The organism is Xanthomonas sp. LMG 12461, from assembly GCF_009192935.1.
Classification (GTDB): Bacteria; Pseudomonadota; Gammaproteobacteria; order Xanthomonadales; family Xanthomonadaceae; genus Xanthomonas_A; species Xanthomonas_A sontii.
Genome location: NZ_NQYT01000107.1, coordinates 1 through 10,207 on the forward strand (window position 1 = coordinate 1; position 10,207 = coordinate 10,207).

At 68.5% G+C, this 10,207-nt stretch carries 7 protein-coding genes; all 7 read right to left on the reverse strand.

Features of this window, described 5'->3' with window-relative positions; genetic code table 11:
* Window positions 1-282: 282 nt before the first annotated feature.
* The 7 genes from CEK68_RS20285 to CEK68_RS20315 are packed head-to-tail and all read right to left on the reverse strand — an operon-like array spanning window position 283 to window position 10,202.
* Window positions 283-1,359 (reverse strand): chemotaxis response regulator protein-glutamate methylesterase, encoded by a 1,077-nt coding sequence (locus tag CEK68_RS20285; RefSeq protein ID WP_017909387.1) that lies wholly within the window; start codon window positions 1,357-1,359, stop codon window positions 283-285.
* Window positions 1,360-1,387: 28 nt separating this feature from the next.
* The gene (locus CEK68_RS20290; RefSeq protein WP_026143818.1) at window positions 1,388-2,194 is read right to left on the reverse strand and encodes a CheR family methyltransferase; all 807 of its coding nucleotides are present in this window, start codon (window positions 2,192-2,194) and stop codon (window positions 1,388-1,390) included.
* A gap of 16 nt (window positions 2,195-2,210) precedes the next feature.
* On the reverse strand, window positions 2,211-3,482 hold the full coding sequence (locus CEK68_RS20295) for an EAL domain-containing response regulator (protein ID WP_152240468.1): 1,272 nt from the start codon (window positions 3,480-3,482) through the stop codon (window positions 2,211-2,213).
* A 49-nt stretch (window positions 3,483-3,531) separates the two neighbouring features.
* Complete coding sequence (locus CEK68_RS20300; protein WP_026143817.1) at window positions 3,532-4,065, reverse strand: chemotaxis protein CheW; 534 nt, start codon at window positions 4,063-4,065, stop codon at window positions 3,532-3,534.
* Between the two features lie 9 nt (window positions 4,066-4,074).
* Window positions 4,075-5,991, reverse strand: coding sequence for a methyl-accepting chemotaxis protein (locus CEK68_RS20305; protein WP_152240469.1), 1,917 nt, complete (start codon window positions 5,989-5,991; stop codon window positions 4,075-4,077).
* A gap of 48 nt (window positions 5,992-6,039) precedes the next feature.
* Window positions 6,040-8,037, reverse strand: a complete 1,998-nt coding sequence (locus tag CEK68_RS20310; protein ID WP_152240470.1) for a methyl-accepting chemotaxis protein — start codon at window positions 8,035-8,037, stop codon at window positions 6,040-6,042.
* Between the two features lie 56 nt (window positions 8,038-8,093).
* On the reverse strand, window positions 8,094-10,202 hold the full coding sequence (locus CEK68_RS20315) for a methyl-accepting chemotaxis protein (protein WP_152240471.1): 2,109 nt from the start codon (window positions 10,200-10,202) through the stop codon (window positions 8,094-8,096).
* Window positions 10,203-10,207 lie beyond the last annotated feature (5 nt).

The window sequence follows — 10,207 nt, forward strand, 5'->3', positions numbered from 1 at the left end:
TTAGCGATGCGAGTTCACGCCCGCGGGCGGACTCTGGATACCGTTCGGACACACAAGGGCCAGCATGTGGAGGGCGGAGCCGATCTGCGATGCAAGCTCGAAGCTTTAGGAGCGACTGGACCTCCCGCACCTCCTCCGATGATCAGTCGGAAGACATGACGCCTGTTTAGGGGCGACATGTCCAGATACAAGGAGCGGCTTCAGCCGCGACCGACATTCATGGGAATGCTTCGTCGCGGCTGAAGCCGCTCCTGCGGCAGGGTGGTGCGGCGGCCGGCTGGGCTAGCTCAGCTGCTGGCCGATCTCGCGCGCCATCGCGTTGAGCGGCAGGATCTTCTCCGCGCCGCCGCGCTTGATCGCTTCCTTGGGCATGCCGAACACCACGCTGCTCTGTTCGTCCTGGGCCACGGTGCGTGCGCCGGCCTGGCGCATCTCCAGCAGGCCGACCGCGCCGTCGTCGCCCATGCCGGTCATGATGATGCCCAGCGCGTTGCCGCCGGCGGCGCGCGCGGCGGAGCGGAACAGCACGTCCACCGACGGCCGGTGCCGGTTCACCGGCGGCCCGTCCAGCACTTCGACGAAGTACTGCGCGCCGCTGCGCCGCAGCAGCATGTGCTTGCCGCCCGGCGCGATCAGCGCGCGTCCCGGGACCACGCGGTCGTTGTTGGCCGCTTCCTTCACCGAGATCTGGCACAGCGTGTCCAGGCGCGCGGCGAAGGCGGCGGTGAATTTCTCCGGCATGTGCTGGACGATGACGATGCCGGGGCTCACCCGCGGCAGCGCGGTCAGCACTTCCTCCAGCGCCTGGGTGCCGCCGGTGGAGGTGCCGATCGCCACCACCCGTTCGGTGGTCTGCGACAGCGCGCGGCCGCCCTGTGCGGGCAGGATCACGTCGGCGGTGTGCTTGATCTCCGGCTCCGCCGGCGCCACGGCCGGCCGCGCCGACAGGCGCTTGACGTTGGCGCGCGCGGCGCTCTTCACCGTGGCGATCATTTCCTCGGCCGAGTCGGTGAGGAATTGCTTCAGGCCGAGCTTGGGCTTGGTCACCACCGCCACCGCGCCGGCGGCCAGCGCGTCCATGGTCACCCGCGCGCCCTTCTCGGTGAGCGTGGAGCAGATCACCACCGGGGTGGGGCGTTCGCTCATGATCTTGCGCAGGAAGGTGATGCCGTCCATCTTCGGCATCTCCACGTCCAGCACGATCACGTCCGGCCACTGCTGGCGCATCTTGTCCATCGCCAGCAGCGGGTCGGCCGCGGCGGCGATGACCTCGATGCCGGGCGCGTCGTTGAGCACGGCGACCAGCACCTGGCGCACCACCGCCGAATCGTCGATCACCATGGCCTTGATCGTGGTCATGCGGGGTTCCCTCCTGGGACGTCGTGGTTCATGGCTTGCGGTACACCGACGGCGCGATCTGCACCACGTCGCCGTTGACGTCGTTGAGGCTTTCGGAGTGGCCGATGCAGAAGATGCCGCCGCGCTTGAGCGTGCCGAGCACCCGCGCCACCACTTCGCGCTTGGTCTGGCCGTTGAAGTAGATCATCACGTTGCGCAGGAACACCACGTCGAACTGGCCCAGGTTGGGCAGCGTCGCGTTGAGGTTGGCGTGCAGGAAGCGCACATGGTCGCGGATCTTGCGGTCGATCAGCATGCTGCCCTCGTACTCGCCGCGGCCCTTGAGGCAGTAGCGCTTGAGCATGGCCGGCGGCATGTGCTCGATGCGCAGCAGCGGATAATGGCCGGTCCGCGCCTTGGCCAGCACGCGCGTGCTGATGTCGGTGCCGACCACCTCGTAGGGGCGGCCCTGCAGGGTATCGTCCAGCACCATGGCCATGCTGTAGGCCTCCTCGCCGCTGGAACTGGCCGCGCTCCAGCAACGGAACGGCGTACTGCCGGTGTGCGCGGCCGCGATGCTGCGCAGCAGGTCGAAGTGCTTGGGTTCGCGGAAGAAATAGGTTTCGTTGGTAGTCAGCAGGTCGATCGCGGTTTGCACCTCGCCGCTGCCCTCGCGGCTTTCCAGCAGCTTGAGGTACTGGGTGTAGGTCTGCAGCGAATGCGCCTTCAGGCGCTTGCCCAGGCGCCCGCACAGCATGGCCTTCTTGGCCGGCGAGATGGTGATGCCGGCGGCGTCGAAGATGAAGCGCTGGAACCGGCCGAATTCCTGCTCGGTGATGGTGTCGTGGCTGGTCATGGTCATGGCCGGTCGGTCAGTGGGGAGGGGCGGGAGCGGGGACGCTGGCGTTGCCGGTGGGGCCGTGTTCCTGCAGCAGGCGCTGGTGCTCCAGCAGCCAGGCGTGCAGCGCCCCGCCCCCCAGCGGGCGCGCCAGCAGGTAGCCCTGGCCGAAGTCGCAGCCCAGCTCCTGCAGCAGGGTCCAGTCCTCCACCGTTTCGATGCCCTCGGCGACGGTGCTCAGGCCCAGCCGCTGGGCCATGCCCAGCGCCGATTCAAGGACCGTGCGCAGGTTGCGGCTGCGGTGCGCGTCGTGGACGAAGATGCGGTCGATCTTCAATTCGGTGAAGGGGATGCGGGTGAGCTGCTGCAGCGAGGAGAAGCCGGTGCCGTAGTCGTCCAGCGACAGGCCGAAGCCCTGCAGCCGCAGCCGTGCCAGCATGCCCAGTGCGCTGCCGCAGACCAGCGAGCTTTCGGTGATTTCCAGCACCAGGTCCGACGGCGCCAGCCCATGCTGGCGCAGCAGCGCGAGCAGTTCGTCGAGCAGGTTCGGGTCCTGCAGCATGCTCGGCGACAGGTTCAACGCCAGGGTCAGCTGGAACCCGTCCTGTTTCCACGCCGCCAGCCGTGCCAGCGCCTGGTCGGCGACGCAGGCGGTGAGCGCGTGAATCAGGCCTTCGCGCTCGGCCACGGCGATGAAGCGGTCCGGCGCGATCGGCCCGGCACTGGGATGCCGCCAGCGCGCCAGCGCTTCCACGCCGCCGACCCGGCCGCTGCGCATGTCCACCTTGGGCTGATAGGCCACCTCGATCTCGCCGCGTTGCAGTGCCTCGCGCAGCATCGCCGCCATGGTCGCCTCGCCGGGCGCCTCGGCGTCGTCACGTGGTGCCGGTGCGCTCGGCGCGTGGGCGCGCACCGCGGCCGCGAGCTGGGCGGCGCGCAGCGGTTTCTCCAGCCCCGCCAGCACCTGCAGGCCGTTGCTGCGCCCGACCTGCAGCACCGAGTCGATCAGGGCCGCGCCGCGCTGCGAGGCGACCACGATCGGCACGCGCACGCTGCAGCGGGCAAGTGCGTCGAGCAACTGCACGCCGTCCATGCCGGGCATTTCCAGGTCCACGATCAACAGCCCCAGCGGCGGCCCCTGGGTCACCCGTGCCAGCGCGGCATGCCCATCGGCCGCGCCTTCCACCGCCACCGCCCCCATGCGCTGGCACAGGGCCAGCGCATGTTCGCGCTGGACCTGGCTGTCGTCGACCACCAGGACCGTGCCGAAGTGGTGCAGGGCGGCGGTGTCGGGGGACGTGGGCATGCGAAATCCGTTTCGAGGAAAGGGCGGGGCGCTAAGTGGCAACGGCCGCTCAGGCGGCGATGCCTTCTTCCAGGTGGGCGTCGAGCGCGGTCATGCTGGCGAACTCCTGGGGCGCCAGCACCGCATCGGCGGCGAGCAGGATCACGAAGCGCTCGCCGACCTTGCCCATGCCGTGGATGAAATCGCGGCGGATGCCGGTCCCGAAGGCCGGCGGCGGCGCGATGTCGGCGGTGGCGATCTCCAGCACCTCGCTGACCGCGTCCACCAGCAGGCCCAGCACCTGGCGTTCCTCGCCGCTGGCCACCTCGATGATGACGATGCAGGTGCGCTTGCTGATCTCGCTGGGTGCGCGGCCGAAGCGTTGCTGCAGGTCCACCACCGGCACCACGGCGCCACGCAGGTTGATCACCCCGCGCAGGGCGGGCGGCATCATCGGCACGTCGGTCGGCGTGCGGTACTCGATGATCTCCTTGATGCCGAGGATGCCGACGCCGAACATTTCCTTGCCGAGCAGGAAGGTCAGGAACTGGTCCGTGGCCAGGTCGCCGGCGTCGGAGGGTGAGAGCGAAGCGGGAGCGTTCATGGCCATGTCTCAGAAGGTTTCGAAGTGGGCTTCGTCGAGCGAATCCGCCAGGACCAGCTGGCCGTTGGCGACGCGCGCGATCGGCTTGGGACCGGCCTGCCCGTTGCGGCCGCGCCCGGCGCCGGGACGTCGCGCCGCGGTCCTGGCCGGCGGGGCGCCCTGCACCTTGAAGAAGCTCATCAGCTGCTGCAGCTGTTCGGCTTGCGCGCTCATCTCCTCGGCCGTGGCGGCCAGCTCCTCGGAGTTGGACGCGGCCTGCTGGGTGGTCTGGTTGAGCTGGCCGACCGCGGCATTGATCTGACCGACGCCGGAGGTCTGCTCCTCGGAGGCGGCGGTGATCTCCTGCACCAGGTCGGAGGTGCGCTTGATCGACGGCACCATCTCGTCCAGCAGCTTGCCGGCGTTCTCGGCCAGTTCCACGCTGGAGCTGGCGACGTCGCCGATCTCCTGCGCCGCGATCTGGCTGCGTTCGGCCAGCTTGCGCACTTCCGCGGCGACCACCGCAAAGCCCTTGCCGTGCTCGCCGGCACGCGCGGCCTCGATCGCCGCGTTCAGCGCCAGCAGGTTGGTCTGGTAGGCGATGTCGTCGATGATGCCGATCTTCTGCGCGATCTGCTTCATCGCCTGCACGGTCGCCCGCACCGATTCGCCGCCGTCCAGCGCCTGGCTGGAGGCCTTGCTGGCCATGCCGTCGGTGATCTTGGCGTTCTCGGTGTTCTGCGAGATCGACGCGGTCATCTGCTCCAGCGAGGCGCTGGTCTCTTCCACGCCGGCGGCCTGTTCGCTGGCCGCCTGGCTCAGCGACTGCGCGGTGGCGCTGACTTCCTCCGAGGCGCTGGCCAGCGCCTCGGCGTTGCTGTTGACCTCGCTGACCACCTGCGACAGGCGTGCGATGGTGTCGTTGACGTAGTTCTTCATTTCGGCATAGGCGCCGTCGTAGGACTTGTCGATGCTCTGGGTCAGGTCGCCTTCGGCCAGGCCGCCCATCACCCGCACCACGTCCTGGATGCTGTCGCCGGTGGTGGTGGCCAACTCGTTCAGGCCCTGGCCCATGTCGCGCTGGAACCCGGACAGGCCGTCCAGGGCGATGCGCTCGGAGAAGTCGCCACGGTTGGCGGCGGCGACCACGCGGCGCTGGCCGTCGATCACCAGCTTCAGCCGCTCGACCATGGTCCGCATCGCATACAACGCGCTGCTCCTGTCGTTGGCGCGCACCGCCACCTCCAGGTTGAGGTCGCCCTGCGCCACCTTGTTGGCGATCTCGGCCACGTAGGCCGGCTCGCCGCCGAGCAGGCGCATCAGGCCGCGCACGATGAAGACCGAAATGCCGGCGCCCAGCAGCACGCACACCACGATCACGGCGATGATCCACTGCCGCGAGCTGGCATAGAGCACATCGCCCTCTGCGCTGGCGGCTTCGCCGCCCTTGGTGTTCAGCACCACCAGGCTGTCGAGAATGGTCGACGCGTCGTCGTACAGCTTGCGCTGGTCGCCGTTGAACAAGGCCAGCGCCTCGCTGGTCTTCAGCGTTCGCGACAGGTCGAGGACCTGCTTGTGCAAGGCCAGGTACTTGTCGAACTCGCCATTGAAGTTCGTGTAGATGCCTTTTTCCTCGTCCGAGGAAATGAGCTTGACGTAATGGTCGCGGTTACTCGCATACTCGGCCAGGATCTGCTCCATCTGCTGGTCGAAGGCGCGCATTTCCTGCGGGTTTTCGGTGACCACGTGTTGCAGTTCGGCCACGCGCAGGTCGGACAGGTTGGTATTCATCGCCTGCACGTAATGGATGCTGGGCATCCAGTTGGTGGCGATGTCGGTGGAGGCCTGGTTGACCTTGGCCAGCTTGTCCACCGTGAACACGCCCATGCCCACCATAAGCAGCAAGACGGCGGCGAAGCCGAGTCCGATTCTGGTAGCGATCTTCATTTGCTTGAACACCGTGATCCCCCTGTTGGATGTACGGAAGTGTGATTGTCAGAACGTGTCGAACTGCGCTTCGTCCGGCGCCGGCACCAGCGCCAGGCCGGTCTCGCCGAAGCCGAAACTGCGTTTGCGCACCGGTGCCGACTTGCGCGCCAGGGCCTGCGGAGCGGCGGGGCGCCGCGGCGCCACCACCTGGTTGGTACGGAAGAAACTCATCAACTGCTGCAACTGCTCGGCCTGGCCGCTCATTTCCTCGGCGGTGGCGGCCAGTTCCTCGGAGTTGGCCGCGGCCTGCTGGGTGGTCTGGTTGAGCTGGCCGACCGCGGCATTGATCTGGCCGACGCCGGAGGTCTGTTCCTCGGAGGCGGCGGTGATCTCCTGCACCAGGTCGGAGGTGCGGCGGATCGAGGGCACCATCTGCTCCAGCAGCTTGCCGGCGTTCTCGGCCAGCTCCACGCTGGACTCGGCGACCTGGCCGATCTCCTGCGCAGCCACCTGGCTGCGCTCGGCCAGCTTGCGCACTTCCGCAGCGACCACCGCGAAGCCCTTGCCGTGCTCGCCGGCGCGCGCGGCCTCGATCGCCGCGTTCAGCGCCAGCAGGTTGGTCTGGTAGGCGATGTCGTCGATGATGCCGATCTTCTGCGCGATCTGCTTCATCGCCACCACCGTCGAGCGCACCGCATCGCCGCCTTCGTTGGCTTCGCGTGCGGCCTTCGCCGCCATGCCGTCGGTGACCTTGGCGTTCTCGGTGTTCTGCGCGATGGACGCGGTCATCTGCTCCAGCGACGCACTGGTTTCCTCCACGCCGGCGGCCTGCTCGCTGGCCGCCTGGCTGAGCGACTGCGCGGTGGCGCTGACCTGCTCGGAGGCGCTGGCCAGGGCGTCGGCGTTGATGTTGACCTCGCCGACCACCTGCGCGAGGCGCGCAACGGTGGCATTGATGCTGTCGCACAATTCCTTCAGCTTGCCCTGGCACTGCACGTCCGCCAGCCGGGTCAGGTCGCCGGCTTCGATCGCCTTGAGCACGGCGCTGGCTTCGTTGAGTGGGCCGATCACCGTGTCCAGGGTCAGGTTGATGCCGTCGACGATGCGGCGGAAGTCGCCATGGTGCAGGCTGCCGTCGGCGCGCACGTCCAGGCGGCCGGCCGCGGCCGCGTCGGCGAGCAGGCTGGTGTCGCGGATCAGCGCGCGCAGGTTGGCGCGCACCTGTTCAACGGTGTCGTTGATGAACGCCTTCTTGCCCGGGAAAGCGTCCAGCGGCGCGTCGAAGTTGCCGCGGCCAAACTCGGCGATGCAGGCCATCGCCTTCTTCTTGGTGGCGATGTGGTCGCCGACCATGCGGTTGATGCCGTCGGCCATGCTGCGGAAGTCGCCTTCGAAACGGTGGCTCTCGATCACCACGTCGATGTCGCCGGCGTCGTGCTGCGCGGACATGTGCTGCATCTGCGCGATCAGCCCCTGCATGTTGCGGCGCACCTGCTCGATGATCTCGTTGATGAAGACCTTCTTGCCCGGGAACGTCTCCAGCGGCGCATCGAAATTGCCGCGGCCGAACTCGGCCACGCAGGCCAGCGCCTTCTTCTTGGTGGCGATGTGGTCGCCGACCATGCGGTTGATGCCCTCGGCGATGACCTTGAACTCGCCATCGAAGCGGTGGCTGTCGATCACCACGTCGATGTCGCCAGCGTCGTGCTCGCGCGACATGCGCACGATCTCGTCGTTGATCTGGCGCACCCCAGTCTGCACCTGCCGCAGCGCCAGCAGCACCTCGCAGGCCTGGTCGTTGCGGATGGTCGGCATCACCACCTCGAAATTGCCGGTGGCAAAGCGCGCCAGGGTGGTGGTGGCGATCCGCAGCGAGCGGGTGATGGCATGGACGGTGTAGGCCAGCACCGCGGCGGCCAGCACCGTGGCGCCGATGCTCAGCGCCAGGGTTTGCCCGGCGCTCAGGCCGAGGGCGAACCCGCCCGCCGCAGCAGCCAATGGCAGCACGACGGCGATGGCCGAGCCGGTCCACAGCTTGGAGTTCAGCGAGAGAGAGTTGGACATGCCGTGGTACCTGTGCGAGTGGAGAGGCCCCGGCGTGACCGGCCGGGACGGAGAGATCAGAACGAGACGAACGCGGCTTCTTCCAGGCGCGCGGCCTGGGCGGTGGCCGCCGGGCCGCCGAAGCTGCGTGCGCGTGGTGTGCGCTGCATCGACGTGGGCTGTCGCCGCGGTTGCGGGGTCGGTGCCGGGGCGGTGCTGGCGCCGGTGGTGAAGAAACTCATGAGCGTTTGCAACTGTTCTGCCTGGCTGCTTACTTCTTCGGCCGTGGCGGCCAATTCTTCAGCGTTGGCAGCGGATTGCTGTGTTGTCTGGCTGAGCTGAACGACCGCGGCGTTGATCTGGCCGACGCCCGTGCTCTGCTCCTCGGAGGCGGCGGTGATCTCCTGCACCAGGTCGGAGGTGCGGCGGATCGACGGTTCCATCTCGCCGAGCAGGCGCCCGGTGGTCTCGGCCAGGCTCACGCTGGTGCTGGCGACGTCGCCGATCTCGTGCGCGGCCACCTGGCTGCGCTCGGCCAGCTTGCGTACCTCGGCGGCGACCACCGCGAAGCCCTTGCCGTGCTCGCCGGCGCGCGCGGCCTCGATCGCCGCGTTCAGCGCCAGCAGGTTGGTCTGGTAGGCGATGTCGTCGATGATGCCGATCTTGCGTGCGATCTCCTTCATCGCCGAGACGGTGGCGCGGACCGCCTCGCCGCTTTCGGCGGCCTCGCGCGAGGCCTTGGCGGCCATGCCATCGGTGATCTTGGCGTTCTCCGCGTTCTGCGCGATGGAGCCGGTCATCTGCTCCAGCGAGGCGCTGGTCTCCTCCACGCCGGCGGCCTGCTCGCTGGCCGCCTGGCTCAGCGACTGCGCGGTGGAGGACAGTTCCTCGGCGGCGCTGGCCAGGGTGACGGCGTTGCCGTTGACCTCGTTGACGATGCTGGTGAGCTTGTCGATGGTGGCGTTGACGTAGCGCTGCATGTCGGCGAAGGCGCCTTCATAGTGACCCTGCACCTGGCGGCTGAGGTCGCCCTCGGCCATCGCGCCCATCACCTTGATCACGTCGCCGACGCTGCGCAGATTGCCGCGGGTCTGTTCGATGATCTCGTTGATGAAGGCCTTCTTGCCCGGCAGCTGCGGCATCGGCGCGTCGAAATTGCCGCGGCCGAACTCGGCGACCACGCCCAGCGCCTGCTTCTTGACCGCGATGTGCGCGGCGACCATGCGGTTGATGGCCTTGCCGATCGCGCAGAATTCCCCGTCCAGATGGGTGCAGTCGATCTGCACGTCGATGTCGCCCTTGTCGTGCTCGTCGGACATGCGCGCGATCTCGCCGATCAGGCGCTTGAAGTTGCCGCGCACCTGCTCGATGGTCTCGTTGATGAAGGCCTTCTTGCCCGGCAGCGGCGGCATGGTCGCGTCGAAGTTGCCGCGGCCGAACTCGGCGACCACGCCCATCGCCTGCTTCTTGACCGCGATGTGGCCGCCGACCATGCGGTTGATGCCGTCGGCCATGCTGCGGAAGTCGCCCTGGAAGTGCGCGCTGTCGATGCTGGCGTCGATCTCGCCGGCATCGTGCTCCTCGGCGACGCGGCGCATTTCGGCGATCAGGCCGAGCATGTTGCGCCGAACCTGCTCGATGGTGTCGTTGATGTAGGCCTTCTTGTCCGGGAACGCGGCCAGCGGCGCGGCGAAGTTGCCGCGGCCGAACTCGCCCACGCAATCGATCGCCTGCTTGCAGACGCCGATGTGCGCGCCGACCAGTTGGTTGATGTCGCCGGCCACGGCCCGATAGGCGCCGCTGGACTGCGCGGCATCCAGCATCACGTCGCAGTCGCCGGCGGCGTGCGCGCGGGTCATGTGCGCGACGTCGGCCTGCAACTGCCGCAGCGGCCGCTGCGCGGCGAGCAGGGCCTGGCCGATCTCGCTGCCGCCGGCGGTCGCGTCCACGCGCTCCAGTTCGCCCTGCGCCAGCGCCTGCAGACCGGTGCGGGCCAGCTCCAGTTCGCGCTGCGCGGCAGCGGACGTTTGCTGCGCCGAACGCACGCTGCCGGCCAGCAGCAGGCCGGCGACCAGCGTGGCCACGGCGACCGCAGCCCAGGCGAGGCCGCCGGCCAGCGGCAGCGCCAGCGCCGCGACGGCCGCGGCGGCGGGCAGGGCGACGGCGACGACCGCGGCCGTCGGCAGGGAGG

Bases quoted from the DNA above. Each gene is read 5' to 3' on its own strand.
- CEK68_RS20285 (WP_017909387.1), bottom strand. From the start codon at position 1,359: ATGACCACGATCAAGGCCATGGTGATCGACGATTCGGCGGTGGTGCGC.
- CEK68_RS20290 (WP_026143818.1), bottom strand. From the start codon at position 2,194: ATGACCAGCCACGACACCATCACCGAGCAGGAATTCGGCCGGTTCCAG.
- CEK68_RS20295 (WP_152240468.1), bottom strand. From the start codon at position 3,482: ATGCCCACGTCCCCCGACACCGCCGCCCTGCACCACTTCGGCACGGTC.
- CEK68_RS20300 (WP_026143817.1), bottom strand. From the start codon at position 4,065: ATGAACGCTCCCGCTTCGCTCTCACCCTCCGACGCCGGCGACCTGGCC.
- CEK68_RS20305 (WP_152240469.1), bottom strand. From the start codon at position 5,991: ATGAAGATCGCTACCAGAATCGGACTCGGCTTCGCCGCCGTCTTGCTG.
- CEK68_RS20310 (WP_152240470.1), bottom strand. From the start codon at position 8,037: ATGTCCAACTCTCTCTCGCTGAACTCCAAGCTGTGGACCGGCTCGGCC.